Raw genomic sequence first — 17,484 nt, 5'->3', positions numbered from 1 at the left:
CTGCGGTGAGTGGCGATCATGAGTTACGCCGAACTGCACTGCCTGTCCAACTTCAGCTTCCAGCGCGGCGCGTCCAGTGCGCTGGAGTTGTTCGAGCGGGCCAAGCAGCAGGGCTACAGCGCGCTGGCGATCACCGATGAATGCACCCTGGCGGGCATCGTGCGTGCTTGGCAGGCGGCGAAGGCGGTGGACTTACCACTGATCATCGGCAGCGAGGTGCGCATCGAGAACGGCCCGAAGCTGGTACTGCTGGTGGAAGACCTCGCCGGCTACCAGCACCTGTGCCGCTTGATCACCCTGGCCCGGCGACGTGCCGAAAAAGGCCGCTATCGCCTGTTGCAAGAGGATTTCGAGCAACCGCTGCCCGGCCTGCTGGCGCTGTGGGTCGCCGAAGACAACGATACCCAGGCGTCGATCCAATGGCTGCGCCGCACCTTTGCTGGGCGGCTGTGGCTGGCAGTGCACCTGCACTGCGGCCAGGACGATGTGCGCCACCTCGAACAGCGCCTGAACCTGGCCGCCAGCCTGCACCTTCCCGCGGTGGCCTGCGGCGATGTGCACATGCATGCGCGTGGCCGCCGGGCCTTGCAAGACACCATGACCGCCATCCGTCATCACGTGCCAGTGGCCGAAGCCGGCACGCGCCTGCACCCTAATGGCGAGCGACACCTGCGCAGCCTTGACGCCCTGGCCAACCTGTACCCGCAACGGCTGCTCGACGAAACCCAGGCCATCGCCCGCCGCTGCACGTTCGATTTGAGCCAATTGCGCTACCACTACCCGCGCGAACTGGTGCCCAGCGGCCACGACGCCAAATCCTGGCTGCGCGCGGTGACCGAAGAGGGGATCGCCCAGCGCTGGCCGCAAGGTGTCGACGCCAAGACCTTGCTGCAGATCAACAAAGAGCTGGAGCTGATCAGCGAGCTGGGCTACGAAAGTTATTTCCTCACGGTGCACGACATCGTGCGCTTCGCCCGCAGCCGTTCGATCCTGTGCCAAGGCCGCGGCTCGGCAGCCAACTCGGCGGTGTGCTTTGCCTTGGGCATCACCGAGATCAACCCGAGCCTGACGAATATGCTGTTCGAGCGTTTCCTGTCCAAGGAGCGTAACGAGCCGCCCGACATCGATGTGGACTTCGAACACGAGCGCCGCGAAGAAGTGCTGCAATACGTGTTCCAGCGCTATGGCCGCACCCGTGCCGCGCTGACGGCGGTGGTCAGCAGCTACCACGCGTCCGGTGCGGTGCGCGATGTGGCCAAGGCCCTGGGGTTGCCGCCGGACCAGATCAACGCCCTGGCCGAGTGCTGCGGGCGCTGGAGTGAAGAGGCGCCGCCCCTGGAACGGCTGCGCGAAGGTGGCTTCGACCCGCAAAGCCCGATCCTGCGCCGCGTGCTCACGCTTACCCAGCAATTGATCGGCTTCCCTCGGCACCTGTCCCAGCACCCCGGCGGTTTCGTGATTTCCGAATACCCGCTGGATACCCTGGTGCCAGTGGAAAACGCCGCGATGGCCGATCGCACCATCATCCAGTGGGACAAGGACGACCTCGATGCCGTGGGCCTGCTCAAGGTGGATATCCTCGCCCTGGGCATGCTCAGCGCGATCCGCCGCTGCTTCGATCTGCTGCGCCGCCATCGCGACCTGGACCTGGCCCTGGCAACCATCCCCAAAGAAGACCCGGCCACTTACGCGATGATCAGCAAGGCCGACACCATCGGCGTGTTCCAGATCGAGTCGCGGGCGCAGATGTCGATGCTGCCCAGGCTCAAGCCGCAGACGTTCTATGACCTGGTGATCGAGGTCGCCATTGTGCGGCCCGGGCCGATCCAGGGCGGCATGGTGCACCCGTATTTGCGCCGGCGAAACAAGGAGGAAGAAGCCACTTATCCGTCACCGCAACTCAAAGTGGTGCTGGAACGCACCCTGGGCATCCCGTTGTTCCAGGAGCAAGTGATGCAGATCGCCATGGTCGCCGCCGACTACGGCCCCGGCGAGGCCGACCAGCTACGCCGTTCCATGGCCGCCTGGAAGCGCCACGGCGGCCTGGAACCGCACCAGCAGCGCCTGCGTGCCGGCATGCTCAAAAATGGCTACAGCGAAGCCTTTGCCGCGCAAATCTTCGAGCAGATCAAGGGCTTTGGCAGCTATGGCTTTCCCGAGTCCCATGCGGCCAGTTTCGCCTTGCTGACCTACGCCAGTTGCTGGCTCAAGTGCCATGAACCGGCGGCGTTTGCCTGTGCGCTGATCAACAGCTGGCCCATGGGCTTCTACAGCCCGGACCAGATCCTGCAGGATGCGCGGCGTCATCGCTTGCAGATCCGTCCGGTGGATGTGCAGGCCAGCGACTGGGATTGCAGCCTGGAGCCCATCGACGGTGCGCAGCCAGCGATTCGCCTGGGCTTGCGCATGATCTCGGGGTTTCGCGAAGAGGACGGTCGGCGCATCGAGGCGGCGCGCCAACGCCGGGTTTTCAGCGACATTGCCGACCTGGACGACCGCGCCGGTCTGGATGCGCGCGCCCAGGCATTGCTGGCGGATGCCGGAGCCTTGCGTGCCCTGGCCGGCAACCGCCACAGCGCACGCTGGGAAGTGGCCGGCGTGCACAAGCAACTGGGGTTGTTTGCCGGCCTGCCGAGCCCCGATGAAGCCGTGGTGGAACTGCCGGCCCCGACGGTGGGCGAGGACCTGCAGGCTGACTACGCCACGCTCGGTACGACCCTGGGCCCGCATCCGCTGGCGTTGTTGCGGGCCGAGTTGCGCAAGCGCCGCTGCCGCAGTTCGCAGGAGCTGATGGTGGTCGAGCATGGCCGCAACGTCAGCGTCGTCGGTTTGGTGACGGGGCGACAGCGCCCAGGTACCGCCAGCGGTGTGACCTTCGTGACCCTGGAAGATGAGTTCGGTAACCTCAACGTCGTGGTCTGGCGCGACCTTGCCGAGCGTCAACGCCAGGTGCTGGTGGGGTCGAGGCTGCTGAAAGTGGATGGGCGCTGGGAGGCGGTGGGCGAGGTGCGGCACCTGATTGCCGGGCGCTTGACCGACCTGACGGCGCTGCTGGAAGGGATCCATGTGCGCAGCCGGGATTTCCACTGAGGGGCCTTGCAGCGGTCGCCCCGGATAAGCTATACGCAAATGAAACGATTCATTGCGGCCAGGCTCCAACGCTTATCAGTGGAACAGCGCTCCCCACCAACGCTATCGTCGCCAAGAGCCCAACATGCAATTTTTATCCAATACCCACGGCTGCGAAGGCTGGGGCGGTGAAATGGCCCAACGGATCCGCGCCTTCGATTGGTCGACCACCGAGTTAGGCCCGATTGACAAGTGGCCCTGCAGCCTCAGCAGTGCAGTGCAAATGCTGCTGGCCTCACCCATGCCTATGGTGATGCTGTGGGGCAAGGTGGGGCACATGATCTACAACGACAGTTACTCAGTGTTTGCGGGCGGTCGCCACCCCTACCTGCTGGGAAAACCCGTGGAGCTTGGCTGGCCGGAAGTCGCAGATTTCAACCGCAATGTGCTGGATACCTGCTTGGCCGGAGGCACCCTGTCGTACCGCAACTTTCCATTGGAGTTGCTGCGCAACGGCCAGCCGGAAGAAGTCTGGATGGACCTGACCTACAGTCCGGTGGCCGACGATCACCAACAACCCGCTGGGGTCCTGGTGATCGTGATCGAGACCACCGAGCACGTGAAGTCCGAACGTGTGCGACAGGAACTGACGCACAACCTGGAACAACGGGTGGCCGAGGAAGTGCAGGCACGCTCGGCGGCCGAAGCCCAATTGCGCCAATCGCAGAAACTCGAAGCCATCGGCGGCCTGACCGGCGGTGTGGCGCACGACTTCAATAACCTGCTGCAAGTCATCGCCGGTAATTTGCACCTGCTGGCCCGCCATGAGCCGCAAAACGAACAGGTGCAACGCCGTGTCGCGGCCGCGATTGCGGCGGTGGAGCGCGGGGCGAAGCTGTCGTCGCAGTTGCTCGCTTTCGCTCGGCGCCAACCGTTGTCCCCTGCGGTGTACAACCCGCAACGCATTTACGCCGGCCTTGGCGAACTGCTGCAGCGAGCGCTGGGAGAGACGATCCATATCGACGTGCAATTGCCCCAGGACTCCTGGTGCATCAACGTTGACCGTAACCAGCTGGAGAACGCACTGCTCAACCTGGCGATCAATGCCCGGGACGCGATGAAGGGCGAGGGCGTGATTCGGGTCACCGGCGAAAACATCATCCTCAACCCCCGCGAGTGCGTGGGTAAAAGCATCAAGCCGGGTGAGTATGTGCGGCTGGCGGTCACCGATATCGGCGTGGGCATGCCGCCGACGATCCTGGCGCGGGTGTTCGAGCCGTTCTTCACCACCAAGCGCAATGGTCACGGCACTGGCCTGGGCCTGAGCATGGTGTTCGGCTTCGTGCGCCAAAGCGGTGGGCATGTCGAGGTGTGGAGCGAGGAAGGCAAGGGCACGGTGGTGCAGATGTACTTCCCGCGCACCCTCGGCGAAGAGGTCCACGAAACCCACGCCGAGCCGGTATTGCCCGCCACGGGCCACGAGACCATCCTGGTGGTCGAGGACAACGAAGACGTGCGCGGTACGGTCGTGGAATTGCTGGAGCAGTCGGGTTACTCCGTGCTCACGGCCGAAGACGGTGACCGTGCAATGCATATGCTGCAATCGGGTGTGCAACCGGAGCTGATTTTTACCGACGTGGTCATGCCCGGCCGCATCAAGAGCACGGACCTGGCCGCCTGGGCCCGTGCCCAGACGCCTCCGATCGCGGTGCTGTTTACCTCCGGCCATACCCGCGACATTCTTTCCAGCAATCACCTGCTGAGCCCCGACATTCATCTGCTGAGCAAGCCCTACAGTCCCGAAGCCTTGATGCAACGGGTGCGCAGCGTGCTCTCAGTCCGACAAGGTTGCACATGACTTCACAGCGCGATATTCCCCCGATCACGGCCCTGCAACAGGGCTTTGTGCGTGTGCGCGGCGCCCGCGAACATAACCTGCGTAACGTTGATGTCGACATTCCCCGGGACGCCTTGGTGGTCTTCACGGGCGTGTCGGGGTCGGGCAAGTCATCCCTGGCCTTTTCCACGGTGTATGCCGAAGCCCAGCGGCGGTATTTCGAGTCGGTGGCGCCGTATGCGCGGCGCCTGATCGATCAGGTCGGTGTGCCGGATGTGGACAGCATCGAAGGCTTGCCACCCGCCGTGGCCCTGCAACAGCAGCGCGGGACGCCGAGTGCGCGTTCGTCAGTGGGCAGCGTAACCACGTTGTCGAGCCTGATCCGCATGCTGTATTCCCGTGCTGGCAGCTATCCACCGGGCCAGGCGATGCTGTATGCCGAGGACTTCTCGCCCAACCTGCCCCAAGGCGCCTGCCCGCAATGCCATGGCCTGGGCCGTGTGTATGAAGTCACCGAAGCGCTGATGGTGCCGGATCCGTCGTTGACCATTCGCCAACGCGCGGTGGCCTCCTGGCCGCTGGCGTGGCAAGGCCAGAACCTGCGCGACATCCTGGTGACCCTGGGCTATGACGTGGACATTCCCTGGCGCGACTTGCCGAAAAAGCAGCGTGACTGGATTTTGTTCACCGAAGAGACCCCGACCGTGCCGGTGTACGCCGGCTTTACTCCCGAACAGACACGCGAGGCGCTCAAGCGCAAACTCGAGCCCAGCTACCAGGGCACGTTCAGCGGTGCTCGGCGCTACATCCTGCACACCTTCACTCATACCCAAAGCGCGCTGATGAAAAAGCGTGTCTCGCAGTTCATGCAGGGCAGCGCCTGCCCGCTGTGCGACGGCAAGCGACTGACCCAGGCAGCGCTGTCGGTGAAGTTTGCCGGGGTCGACATTGGTGAGTTGTCGCAACTGTCGCTGGCGCAACTGGCTGAATTGTTGCGGCCGGTGGCGGCGGGGCAGGACAAGATGAAACTGTCCGTGGAAAAACGCTTGGCCGCGCAACGCATCGCCCAGGATCTGCTTGAACGGGTCAGCACCCTGACCGAATTGGGTCTGGGTTATTTGTCCCTGGAGCGCAGTACACCCACGCTGTCATCGGGCGAGTTGCAGCGCTTGCGCCTGGCTACCCAACTGGGCTCGCAGCTGTTCGGCGTGATCTATGTGCTGGATGAACCCTCGGCAGGTTTGCATCCGGCGGATGGCGAGGCATTGTTCACTGCGCTCGAGCGCTTGAAGGCGGCGGGTAATTCGCTGTTTGTAGTGGAGCACGACCTGGAAACCATGCGCCGCGCCGACTGGCTGATCGACGTGGGTCCGGCTGCCGGTGAGCACGGCGGGCAGGTGCTGTACAGCGGCCCACCGGCGGGGCTGGCGGAGGTGGAGGCGTCGCAGACCCGTGCGTACCTGTTCGCTGAACAGCGCGTGGCGAGTCAGGTGCGTCGCGAGCCCAAGGGCTGGCTGAAGCTGGAGGGTGTGACGCGTAATAATCTCGACGGCTTGAACGTCGATTTCCCATTGGGCTGCTTCACGGCGGTCACCGGGATTTCCGGCTCGGGCAAGTCCAGCCTGGTCAGTCAGGCGTTATTGGAACTGGTGGGTGCCGGCCTTGGGCGCGTGGTGGAAAACGACGAAGAGCCCAGCCTCGAAGACGACGCGCCGCAAACCAGCGGTGGGCGCATCAGTAGCGGGCTGGAGCAGATCCACCGCCTGGTGCAGGTGGATCAGAAGCCCATCGGCCGCACCCCACGCTCCAACCTGGCGACCTATACCGGGCTGTTCGACAACGTACGCAAGCTGTTCGCGGCCACGCCTGCAGCGAAGAAGCGTGATTATGATGCCGGGCAGTTCTCCTTCAACGTCGCCAAGGGGCGTTGCCCGAACTGTGAGGGCGAGGGGTTCGTCAGTGTCGAACTGCTGTTCATGCCCAGCGTGTACGCGCCATGCCCGACCTGCCACGGCGCGCGTTACAACCCAGAGACCCTGGCGATCAAATGGCAAGGCCTGACGATCGCCCAAGTGCTGGGGCTGACGGTGGAACAGGCAGTGGAAGTATTTGTCGAGCAGCCTGGCGTGCTGCGTTCGCTGCAGGTGCTGCGGGATATCGGCCTGGGTTACCTGCGCCTGGGGCAACCGGCGACCGAACTCTCCGGCGGCGAAGCGCAGCGCATCAAACTGGCCACCGAGCTGCAGCGCAATGCACGGGGCGCCACCTTGTATGTGCTGGATGAGCCGACCACCGGGTTGCATCCACGCGATGTCGATCGCTTGCTCAGCCAGTTGAACCATCTGGTGGATGCTGGGCATACGGTGGTTGTGGTCGAGCATGAGATGCGCGTAGTGGCGCAAAGCGACTGGGTGATCGATATCGGGCCGGGGGCGGGGGATTTGGGTGGGAAGGTGGTTGCCAGTGGTACGCCGCAGAAGGTCGCCAAGAGCAAGACCAGCCGTACCGCACCCTTCCTGGCCCGAGAGCTGATCTAACCGGCAACATCGCTCAATTGTGGCAGCGAGCACGCCCGCTGCCACTTTTTTGGCTCAGCGCTGAATCAGTTGGATCTGTGCCTTGGCCTGCTTCACCACATGCTCCACGGTGAACCCAAACTTCTCCTGCAACTTGGCCAGCGGCGCCGACGCGCCGAAGCTGTTCATCACCACCTTGGCGCCGGTGTGGCCTACATAACGATCCCAGCCGAGCGGGCCCGCCTGTTCCACCACCACCCGTGCCTTCACTGCTGGCGGCAATACGCTGTCGCGGTACGTTTGGTCCTGGTCTTCAAACAATTCCCAGCTCGGCATCGACACTACCCGTGCGGCAATACCTTCGTTTTTCAATTGCTCATAAGCTGCCACGGCCAGGCTGACTTCGCTGCCCGTCGCCAAAAGCAAAACCTCGGGATGCTCGGCGCCCGCCAACACATAGGCACCCTTGGCGGCCCCTGAGGCCGCAGCGTATTTCGTGCGATCCAGCGTCGGCAACGGCTGACGCGACAACACCATGCAACTCGGCCGATGGGTTTGCGCCAGGGCTACCTTCCACAGCGCCAGGGTTTCATTCGCATCACCCGGCCGCAGAGTCAGCAGTCCCGGCGTCGCACGCAACTGGGTGAGGTGTTCGATCGGCTGGTGTGTCGGCCCATCCTCACCCACACCAATCGAGTCATGGGTGAACACAAACACCACTGGCAACTCCATGATGGCCGCCAGGCGGATCGGCGGCTTCATGTAGTCGCTGAACACCAGGAAGGTTGAGGTGTACGGCCGCACGTAGGACAGCGCCATGCCGTTGGCAATCGCACCCATGGCGTGTTCACGGATGCCGAAGTGCAGGTTGCGCCCGCTGTAGTCGTCGGCACTGAAGCGTCCGGCGCCGTCAAAGGTGAGGTTGGTCTTGGTCGACGGAGACAAGTCCGCCGAACCGCCCAGCAGCCACGGAATTTGCTGGGCAAACGCATTCAACACTTCGCCACCCGCGGCGCGGCTGGCCACGCCCTTGGGGTCGGTATCAAAATGCGGCAGGTCGTCTTGCCAATGCTCGGGCATTTCCCCGGCGCGCATGCGGCGCAGTTCGTCAGCCAGTTCTGGCTCATATTGCTCAAGCTGCGACAGGTGGTGGTTCCAGGCCTCGTACAACGGCTCGCTGCGTTCCAGCAACGCATCGCGCAAGACTGTGCGGGCTTCGTCGGGCACCAGGAAGCTGGAGTCCTGCGGCCAGCCGTAGGCGGCTTTGGTCAGGCGAATTTCCTCATCGCCCAACGGCTCGCCATGGGCAGCGGCGGTGTTGTGCTTATGGGGCGAGCCATAGCCGATGACGCTGTCGACCACGATCAGGGTTGGCGCACCGGTGTTGGTCTTGAAGGTCTCCAGCGCTGTGCTCAGCGCCTGCAAGTCATTTGCGTCGGTCACGTGCAAGGTATGCCAGCCATAGGCCTGGAAACGCTTGATCACGTCCTCACTGAACGCCAGCTCGGTGTGGCCTTCGATGCTGATGGTGTTGTTGTCGTAGATCCAGCACAGGTTTTCCAGCCTCAGATGCCCGGCCATCGAGGCCGCTTCGCCGCTGATGCCCTCCATCATGTCGCCGTCACCGCACAGGGTGTAGACGTTGTAGTCGAACAGCACCTTATCGTTGCGGTTGAAGCGCGCGGCCAACCAGCGCTCGGCCATCGCCATGCCCACGCTGTTGGCGCAACCCTGGCCCAGTGGCCCGGTGGTGGTTTCTACCCCGGTGGTCATGCGGTACTCCGGATGGCCCGGGGTCTTGGAGTCAGCCTGCCGGAACTGCTTGATGTCATCCAGGCTGATCGCCGGCTGGCCGGAACGCTTGCCGTGGGCATCGATCTCTACCACGCCGGCCAGGTGCAAGAGCGAATACAGCAACATCGACGCATGCCCTACCGACAGCACAAAGCGGTCGCGGTTAGGCCAGTCCGGATGCTGCGGGTGGTAACGCAGGAAGCGACTCCACAGGGTATAGCCCACCGGCGCCAGGCCCATGGGGGTGCCCGGATGGCCGGAATTGGCCTTCTGCACGGCGTCCATGGCCAGGGTGCGGATAGTGTTGATGCATTGGGTGTCGACAGCGGTGGCAGCATGAGTCATGAAACCGGTCTCCCTCGGGTGGCTATCTAGAGTGGAGGGCAGGGCGCGGCAAAGGTTTGATCCAAACGCCTGCGCCGCGACGAACGGGGCTGTATTGACCCCGAACATGACAAGACCCCTCGCAATGGTCTAGCTTCTAGGGCGTAAGCCATTGATCAACTTGCGGAGGTACGCCATGCCAGTGAAACACGACCTGTATCAGGACTTGGGGTTGAGCAAGGAAGTCGTTCACGAACGCAGGGCAAATGACAAACGCCTGGACTCGCTGCTCACTCAATATGACGACGCTGACAAGGAGGTGCTGAAGGCGGAATCGGCAAGCGCCAGCGACGAGGATGTGGAGAAGCTGAAGAAAAAGCGGCTGTTGATCAAAGACGACATTGTGGCGAAGTTGGGGTAAGCCACCGTCCGCGTTCCTACAGGACGCGGACATATTTGTTCAGAATTGTCTGAAAGACAGGATTCTTCTCACTGCCTATCATGCCGACAGTCCACCCGGCTCTGGGGACTGTTGCGGCGCAAGGATTGCGCTGGTGAGCCGGGAGGACACTTCATTTCATGCCAGCAGCGTCCGGGTGCATTCATCGATAGAGCGCTGCTGCGTCTCGCCATACAGCGTCAATTCATCAATCGTCTGACGGCCCAGCGCCTTTTCGAATTCGGCCTGGTTCGAATTCGCCGCGTAGTGACTCTGCGCCGCGTCCCCCAGGTTCGACTGGAAGATCCCCGCCGCACTCACCGGCAGAAAATCCTCATACACCAAGGGCTCCACATCGATGTGGCCCGCCGCGATCAATGCTTCCACTGTGCGCGGTTGATCCGCAGTGCCGCGCGCCGCCAAACCTTGTTCGGTGGCGAAGTAGCGGAAGTACGCCAGGCCCTGTTCACGCATTTGTGCGTGGCTGTCCGGGAAGGCCTGGAAGTGCTGCTCCATCAATTCGACATAACGTGCGGCGTTGCCCTCATTGGGGAAAGCGCCCAGCGCGTCGCGCGCGGCGTTCAGCAACTGGTCGTACAGGGCGCGGCCTTTGGGCGTTAGCGCCACGCCGCGCTGTTCGATTTCGCCAAAGCGCGCGCTGTGGCTGCCCTGGGCATCGGTGAAGGCGATGGGCTCGTCGAGGGCCTTGAAGCTGGTCTGGCGCAGCAGGATAGGGCAGTGGCGGCGGGGTGGACCTTCGATCACCGCCTTGGGGGTGATGCCTTTGCCGGGCATGGCGGCCTGGACTTGGTCGATGTCCAGCGTGCGCGGGGTCAGGTGGTTGATATGCGGGCCCCTGAACGCGACGACATCGGCGATCAGGCGATGCTGGTCGCTCAGCTGTTGGTACTGCGCGCCGGTGACGGTGGCAGTGTGGTGCCAGCGGAAGGTTTCCAGGGCCTGGCGGATAAATTCATCGGCATCGCCAGCGTCGAGGCCGCCGTCCTGTTCTGATTGTTCGATCAGTGCGAGGGCGCCAGGGGTAAAGATCGAGCGCTTGGCCAGGGCGGATTCGGCAAAGGTACGCAGGTCAGGGTTCTCGATCAGCTCCAGGCGCAATAACGAAGTAAACACCCGGAACGGGCTGGTTTGCAGCGCCTGTTCGTGCACGGCGCGAAAGGCGGTGGAGTGCACGGGCACACCGGCCGGGGTCAAGTCGTAATAGCCCACCGGCTGCATGCCCATCACCGCGAACAGGCGGCGGATGGTCGCCAGCTCCGTGGCGGTGCCCAGGCGTATCGCACCATGGCGCTCCATGTCCAGGCGCTCGATTTCGCCGGTCCGTTGCAGCTGTCGCGCCAGGCGCGGTTGGGTGTCGAGTACGTGGGCATTGGTCTCGGCCACCAGCTCCATCAGCGCGCCATACAGGGGAACTTCATCTCGGTACATGTCGGACATGGCCTTGGAAAAGCCCTTGCGGATCTCGTCGGGGCTGACATGTGCGGTGTTGGGCATAGAAAAATTCCTGATGGCAATGGCGATGGAAGTGGCCTTTGCCTGGATTCTGTTGAGCTGCAGGCCGGCTGGCAAACGAAGATTCTTCAGGACTTCATTCTGCAAATGAATGAAATGACGTGAATATGACAAAAATCAAAAGGCGAGAAATTTCATTTTTCGGCAGGTTTTCTAACTAATTCTTCACGGAGTCCGCCCCGGTCGGCATGAAAGAATCGTCACGTTTGCAAGGATGAAAACGCCGTTATGCACACCACGCACATAAAAAAATGTTTAGGGGCCGTCATTAATGAAAATTTCTACACTGGCGTTGTCGATCACCGCCGCCGTTCTTGCACAACACGCCTACGCTGATGATTTCGGGCTCGGTTCCCTGGGCACGGGCAATGGTCACAGCGGTTTCCTTGAGGACAGCCATGCGTCCGTCAGTTCGCGGACCATGTACTACAGCGCGGATAACCGCTCGGGAACTAACAACGACCTGCGCGAAGCCGCCACCGCGCTGCGTTTTGACTATAAATCCGGTTTCACCCAAGGCACCGTTGGGCTCGGTTTTGATGTCATGGCCTTCGGCGCGCTGCGCCTGGACGGCGGCGATGGCCACACTGCTGGCGCAGGCCTGTCGGGTAACGGCAACAGCTTCTTCCCGACCAAGAACAACGGCACCGAGCCTGCCGATTCCTTCGGTCGCGCGGCGGGCAATGTGAAGTTCCGCATTTCCCAGACCGAGTTGCACGTCGGTGGTGGCCTGGCGCCGGTGTTGCCGATCCTGGTCTCCAACGACAGCCGCGTGGCACCGCAGACCTTTGACGGCGGCATCCTCACCTCCAACGACATTCCCAATGTCACCTTCACCGGTGGTGAGCTGAACCGCGCCGAAGGTCGGGCCTCGAGCAACGCCACAGGCTTGAGTGTGGCAGGCGGTACCCGCGACAGCGACAGCTTCAAGTTCGGTGGGGTGGACTACAAACCGTTTGGCTCTTCCGACAACGTGGTCGCGAAAAACCTGACGTTGCAGTACTACTACGCGCAACTGCAGGACTTCTACAAACAGAACTACGTCGGCCTGGTCCACGTACTGCCGCTGGGCAACGACCAGTCGTTCAAGACTGACCTGCGCTACTTCGACAGCACCAGCGACGGCAAGAACGGCGAGAGCGGCTACCAGTTCAACAACAACGGCGGCTACGCCAAGCACGCCAACGAAGTGGATAACAAAACCTACAGTGCGGCCTTCACCTACCAGTTGGGTGGCAGCAGCCTGATGCTCGGCCACATTGGCGTCGGTGATGATGGCGGGTTTGTGTGGGTCAACCAGGGCAGCCTGGCCGACCCGCACGCACAAGGTGCCGGCGGCAGCGACTTCTACCTGTTTACCGACGCCGTGGTCGGCCAGTTCTCCCGCGCGGGCGAGCAGGTCAACTTTGGCCAGTACTCGTATGACTTCAAGGCCTATGTGCCTGGCTTGAAGGCGTCCGTGGCTTATCTGGACGGCTCGGACATCAAGTCGAAGGTCGCCGGCGGTCCTGACCAGAAGGAAAACGAAGCTGACTTCCGCCTGGACTACGTGGTGCAGGCAGGGCCTCTGAAAGGTTTCGGAACCACGTTGCGGACCGGTACCTATCACGGTAAAAACACCGGCACCGCCGACCAGGACCAAACGCGCCTGATCTTCAACTACACCTACGCGATCTTCTAAGTCTTCATGTGCACCCGGACGTCATTGGGCTCTACACTGCCTCTCACTTGGTAGGCGATGGAGGACCCAATGACGGCCACCCCCGACACCCGAATACTGGCTACAACCGAAGGCCAACGCCTGGCGACGCAGGAGGCCGAGCGATGGCGCGAGTGGGGCCCCTATTTAAGCGAACGCCAGTGGGGCACGGTGCGCGAAGACTACAGCGCCGATGGCGATGCCTGGACTTACTTCCCCCATGAACATGCCCGCAGCCGCGCCTACCGTTGGGGCGAGGATGGCCTGGCCGGTTTCAGCGACAAGGCGCAACGCTGGTGCCTGGGCCTGGCCCTGTGGAACGAGCGCGATGCGATCATCAAGGAGCGCTTGTTCGGCCTCAATAACGCCGAGGGCAACCACGGTGAAGACGTCAAGGAACTGTACTTTTTCGTCGACGGCGTACCGAGCCATGCCTATATGCGCATGCTCTACAAATACCCGCATGCCGCCTTTCCCTATGACGACTTGATCAGCGAAAACGCCCGCCGTGGCCTGGAGGATGCCGAGTACGAGATCCTCGACACCGGCGTATTTGAAGACAACCGTTACTGCGATGTCAGCGTCGAATACGCCAAGCACCAACCCGACGACATTTTCATGCGTATCACGCTGCATAACCGTTCGGACCAGCCGACGCGCTTGCAGGTGATGCCCCAGCTGTGGGCGCGCAATGACTGGAGCTGGACCTTTGACGCGCACAAGCCGCAGTTGAAGATGGACGGGGAGCAGGTGCTGGCGTGCCACCCTGAGCTGCCCGATCGGCATCTTGGCGCCTGGGGCCAGGACGGGGTGGACTGGTTGTTCTGCGAGAACGAGACCAACGTTACCCGGCTGGATGGGCAGCCTGCGCCGGGGCCGTTCAAGGACGGGATCAATGATTACGTGGTCGCGGGTGTCCAATCGGCGATTCGCCGCGACAGCGGCACCAAAGTGGCGGCGCGTTTCATCCTCGAACTGGGAGGCCAGGAAAGCAAAACCCTCTACCTGCGCTTTGCACCCGTTGACGCACCGCACGTCAACGCCCGCAAGCTGTTCGAGCAACGGCGCCAGGAGGCCGACGCGTTCTATGACGCCTTGCAGCAGCGCATCACCGACGAGGATGCGCGCAACGTGCAACGCCAGGCATTGGCCGGGTTGCTGTGGTCCAAGCAGCTTTACTATTTCGACGTCAACCAATGGCTCGACGGCGACCCGGCGCAACCCGCACCGCCGATCGAGCGCCTGCATATCCGCAATACCCATTGGCGGCACCTGTCGAATTTCGACATCCTCTCCATGCCCGACACCTGGGAATACCCGTGGTATGCGTCGTGGGACCAGGGCTTCCAGGCGGTGGCCATGGCGCTGATCGACCCGGGGTATGCCAAGCAGCAACTGCTGCTGTTGGTGAAAGACCGCTTCATGCACCCCAATGGGCAGTTGCCGGCCTATGAATGGCGCTTCGACGACGCCAACCCGCCGGTACATGCCTGGGCCAGCTGGCGGGTGTACCAGCAGGACAAGGCGTTGAACGGCGTAGGCGATATGGATTTCCTCGAGCGGATATTCCACAAGCTGCTGCTGAATTTTTCCTGGTGGGTCAACCGCAAGGACGCTGAGGGGCGCAACCTGTTCCAGGGTGGTTTCCTGGGGTTGGACAATATCGCGTTGTTCGACCGCTCGGCCGGGCTGCCGCCGGGTTACCAGCTGGACCAGGCCGACGGTACGGCATGGGTGGCCGCCTATGCGCTGGACTTGATGCGTATCGGCCTGGAGCTGGCTAAACGCAACGGGGTGTATGTCGACATCGCCGTGAAGTTCTTCGAGCATTTCCTGTATATCGCCGGCGCCATCAACCGCGTCGACGACAGTGCCGAAGGCCTGTGGGATGAGCAGGACCTGTTCTTCTACGATGTGCTGCACCGACCTGACGGCGAGAACGAGCCGGTGCGCCTGCGTTCGATCGTGGGGTTGATGCCGCTGTTTGCCGTGCTGGTGCTGGAGCAACGTGAGCATGAAGGCCTGGAAGGTTTGCGCGAGCGCTTGCTGGGGTTCATGAAGCACCGGCCCGACCTGGCCAAACTGGTCTCGCGCTGGAATGAGCCAGGGCAGGGCAACCGCCTGTTGCTGGCGCTGCTGCGCGGTGAACGCACCAAGGACCTGCTGCGGCGCATGCTCGATGACCATGAGTTCCTCTCGACGTTTGGCGTGCGCTCCTTGTCCAAGGCGTTCGCCGAGCAGCCGCTTGCATTGAAGATGAACGGCAACACCCTCAGTGCACGCTACCAGCCCGGCGAGTCCGATTCGCGGCTGTATGGCGGTAACTCCAATTGGCGCGGGCCATTGTGGATGCCGGTCAACTACATGCTGATCGAGTCGTTACGGGAATTTCACCGCTACTACGCGGACAACTTCTCGGTGGAGTACCCGACCGGCAGTGGTTACTTGTCCTCCCTGGCGGAAGTCGCCGACAGCCTCAGCCAGCGCCTGACGCGGTTGTTCCTGCGCGATGAGAACGGCTCACGGCCGTCGATGGCGGGGTACGCACAGCTGGAGGCGGACCCGTCCAGCCGCGACCTGGTGCTGTTCCACGAGTACTTCCACGGGGAAACCGGGCGCGGACTGGGCGCGTCCCATCAGACGGGATGGAGCGCGTTGGTGGCGTTGTTACTGCAGCCAGGCGCTTAGGCCCGGCCACGACAGCCGCTGCCGCGTTCGTCAGATCCTTTGTCGAACGGCAGAAAGAGAATGGCTTGGTGAGGCGAGGCCTGGTGGCCAGCGGGCAGGGTGCCGAGCTACAGGCGACGTAGGAAGGATTTGACGATGTGTCGGGTGGCGTCGGTAGTGTCCAGTTCATCCATGGCGCCATAAGGGTGCCACTGGCAATCGATTATTTCATTGCACGGTTTTGCATCGGCAATGTTCACCACTGACGCTTCGAACACGTGGTGAACGGTGTCGCGAGCCTTCAGTTCCTGCAAGTACAGCAAGCCATCCACGTTCAAGCCGGTTTCTTCTTCCAGCTCGCGTTCCGCTGCACCGACCGGGCGCTCGTTGCGTTCGACCTTGCCCCCCGGCAACGCCCATTTCGATCTGGCCTTGCGCACGAAGAGGATATGCCCCTCGTGTTCGCAAATGACCGTGGCTCTTATTTTCATCGTCTGTGCCCCCGCAGTGGGATGAATGTCATAAAAGTGTAATGCAATTGTCATGCTAAGTGGTTATGGCGCTGACGTGTGGGGATGTGGATACTGCCCCATTGATCAAAACGGACGAGGAGAGCAGATGAGCACCGTACGCTGGGGCATGATCGGCTGTGGCAGTGTCACTGAGTTAAAGAGTGGACCCGCTTTCTACAAAGCGCCAGGTTCGGCGCTGGTGGCGGTAATGGGGCGCCGTGAAGAAGCGGTGCGCGATTATGCGACACGCCATGGCATTGCGCGCTTCTATACCGACGCCCAGGCCCTGATCGACGATCCCGAAGTGGACGCGGTGTACATCGCCACCCCACCCGACAGCCACCTCGAATACAGCCTGATGGTGGCCGCCGCGGGCAAGCATTGCTGTGTGGAAAAGCCGATGGCGTTGAATGCCGAGCAAAGCGCATTGATGCAACGCACCTTCGAACGCGCCGGTTTGCATCTGTTTGTCTCGTATTACCGCCGCTCGCTGCCGCGTTTTCAGCAGGTGCGCCAGTGGCTGCTGGACGGGCGCATTGGCCAATTGCGCCACCTGACCTGGACCCTGTGCAAGCCCCCCGGCGCCGACGATGCCAGCGCCGCCAATTGGCGCACCGACCCGCTCATCGCCGGTGGTGGTTACTTTGCCGACCTGGCAAGCCATGGGTTCGACCTGTTCCAGTACCTGGCCGGGGATATCGTCGAGGTTTCGGGCTTTACCGCACGGCAGGCCGGGCGCTACGCCGCCGAGGATGCAGTGACCGCCTGCTGGACGTTCGCGTCCGGCGCACTGGGCATGGGGTGCTGGAACTTTGTCGCCGACCGTCGCGAAGACAAGGTCGAGCTGATCGGCAGCAAGGGGCGCATTACCTTTGCGGTGTTTGAAGACCAACCGCTGCGCCTCGAGGGTGAAGTGGACGAGGTGCTGGACGTGCCTTGCCACGCGCATATCCAGTGGCACCACGTGCTGGCGATGAATGCCCATATTCGCGGGGAAGCCGAACACCCCTCGCAGGCGATCGAAGCGTTGAAGACCGATCTGATCCTCGACAAGGTGCTACAACGTAACCCTCATCACCCGGGGTAGGCGCGAT

The 17,484-nt window shown here is 62.4% G+C and carries 10 protein-coding genes; 7 read left to right on the top strand and 3 right to left on the bottom strand.

From position 1 onward, the window contains the following. Positions 1 to 18: 18 nt before the first annotated feature. From ATH90_RS15655 to uvrA, 3 genes are all read left to right on the top strand, one after another. The gene (locus ATH90_RS15655; RefSeq protein WP_098466707.1) at positions 19 to 3,090 is read left to right on the top strand and encodes an error-prone DNA polymerase; all 3,072 of its coding nucleotides are present in this window, start codon (positions 19 to 21) and stop codon (positions 3,088 to 3,090) included. A gap of 124 nt (positions 3,091 to 3,214) precedes the next feature. Further along, on the top strand, positions 3,215 to 4,927 hold the full coding sequence (locus tag ATH90_RS15650; protein ID WP_098466706.1) for an ATP-binding protein: 1,713 nt from the start codon (positions 3,215 to 3,217) through the stop codon (positions 4,925 to 4,927). Continuing rightward, positions 4,924 to 7,443, top strand: a complete 2,520-nt coding sequence (uvrA, locus tag ATH90_RS15645; RefSeq protein ID WP_098466705.1) for an excinuclease ABC subunit UvrA — start codon at positions 4,924 to 4,926, stop codon at positions 7,441 to 7,443. Before ATH90_RS15650 ends, uvrA begins: the two co-directional genes overlap by 4 nt. Before the next feature lie 54 nt (positions 7,444 to 7,497). Here the strand turns inward: uvrA and tkt are convergent, their stop codons facing one another. After that, on the bottom strand, positions 7,498 to 9,561 hold the full coding sequence (gene tkt / locus ATH90_RS15640; protein WP_098466704.1) for a transketolase: 2,064 nt from the start codon (positions 9,559 to 9,561) through the stop codon (positions 7,498 to 7,500). A gap of 175 nt (positions 9,562 to 9,736) precedes the next feature. Here tkt and ATH90_RS15635 point away from each other — a divergent pair, with 175 nt between their 5' ends. Beyond that, positions 9,737 to 9,961 (top strand): DUF465 domain-containing protein, encoded by a 225-nt coding sequence (locus tag ATH90_RS15635; RefSeq protein ID WP_034106285.1) that lies wholly within the window; start codon positions 9,737 to 9,739, stop codon positions 9,959 to 9,961. Between the two features lie 156 nt (positions 9,962 to 10,117). Here ATH90_RS15635 and hglS read toward each other — a convergent pair whose 3' ends face one another. Then, entirely contained in the window at positions 10,118 to 11,494 is a 1,377-nt protein-coding gene (gene hglS / locus ATH90_RS15630) for a 2-oxoadipate dioxygenase/decarboxylase HglS (protein WP_098466703.1), read from the bottom strand. Between the two features lie 289 nt (positions 11,495 to 11,783). Here hglS and ATH90_RS15625 point away from each other — a divergent pair, with 289 nt between their 5' ends. After that, positions 11,784 to 13,193 (top strand): OprD family outer membrane porin, encoded by a 1,410-nt coding sequence (locus ATH90_RS15625; protein WP_098466702.1) that lies wholly within the window; start codon positions 11,784 to 11,786, stop codon positions 13,191 to 13,193. A gap of 69 nt (positions 13,194 to 13,262) precedes the next feature. Continuing rightward, complete coding sequence (locus ATH90_RS15620; RefSeq protein ID WP_034106278.1) at positions 13,263 to 15,899, top strand: MGH1-like glycoside hydrolase domain-containing protein; 2,637 nt, start codon at positions 13,263 to 13,265, stop codon at positions 15,897 to 15,899. 107 nt (positions 15,900 to 16,006) lie between these two features. Here ATH90_RS15620 and ATH90_RS15610 read toward each other — a convergent pair whose 3' ends face one another. After that, the gene (locus tag ATH90_RS15610) at positions 16,007 to 16,369 is read right to left on the bottom strand and encodes an NUDIX hydrolase (RefSeq protein ID WP_010209895.1); all 363 of its coding nucleotides are present in this window, start codon (positions 16,367 to 16,369) and stop codon (positions 16,007 to 16,009) included. A gap of 127 nt (positions 16,370 to 16,496) precedes the next feature. On the opposite strand from ATH90_RS15610, the gene ATH90_RS15605 reads away from it, so the two are divergent. Then, positions 16,497 to 17,477 carry a Gfo/Idh/MocA family protein gene (locus ATH90_RS15605; protein WP_098466701.1) on the top strand — a complete coding sequence of 327 codons (981 nt, stop codon included), beginning with the start codon at positions 16,497 to 16,499 and terminating at the stop codon, positions 17,475 to 17,477. The last annotated feature ends 7 nt before the right edge of the window (positions 17,478 to 17,484 follow it).

The organism is Pseudomonas lurida (assembly GCF_002563895.1).
Lineage (GTDB): Bacteria > Pseudomonadota > Gammaproteobacteria > Pseudomonadales > Pseudomonadaceae > Aquipseudomonas > Aquipseudomonas lurida.
The sequence above is the reverse complement of the archived record's forward strand: the minus strand, read 5'-3'. Positions and strand labels throughout refer to the sequence as shown.

What these genes read in the sequence shown, in the direction of transcription:
- ATH90_RS15655 (WP_098466707.1), top strand. Translation starts at nt 19, where the DNA reads ATGAGTTACGCCGAACTGCACTGCCTGTCCAACTTCAGCTTCCAGCGC.
- ATH90_RS15650 (WP_098466706.1), top strand. Translation starts at nt 3,215, where the DNA reads ATGCAATTTTTATCCAATACCCACGGCTGCGAAGGCTGGGGCGGTGAA.
- uvrA (WP_098466705.1), top strand. Translation starts at nt 4,924, where the DNA reads ATGACTTCACAGCGCGATATTCCCCCGATCACGGCCCTGCAACAGGGC.
- tkt (WP_098466704.1), bottom strand. Translation starts at nt 9,561, where the DNA reads ATGACTCATGCTGCCACCGCTGTCGACACCCAATGCATCAACACTATC.
- ATH90_RS15635 (WP_034106285.1), top strand. Translation starts at nt 9,737, where the DNA reads ATGCCAGTGAAACACGACCTGTATCAGGACTTGGGGTTGAGCAAGGAA.
- hglS (WP_098466703.1), bottom strand. Translation starts at nt 11,494, where the DNA reads ATGCCCAACACCGCACATGTCAGCCCCGACGAGATCCGCAAGGGCTTT.
- ATH90_RS15625 (WP_098466702.1), top strand. Translation starts at nt 11,784, where the DNA reads ATGAAAATTTCTACACTGGCGTTGTCGATCACCGCCGCCGTTCTTGCA.
- ATH90_RS15620 (WP_034106278.1), top strand. Translation starts at nt 13,263, where the DNA reads ATGACGGCCACCCCCGACACCCGAATACTGGCTACAACCGAAGGCCAA.
- ATH90_RS15610 (WP_010209895.1), bottom strand. Translation starts at nt 16,369, where the DNA reads ATGAAAATAAGAGCCACGGTCATTTGCGAACACGAGGGGCATATCCTC.
- ATH90_RS15605 (WP_098466701.1), top strand. Translation starts at nt 16,497, where the DNA reads ATGAGCACCGTACGCTGGGGCATGATCGGCTGTGGCAGTGTCACTGAG.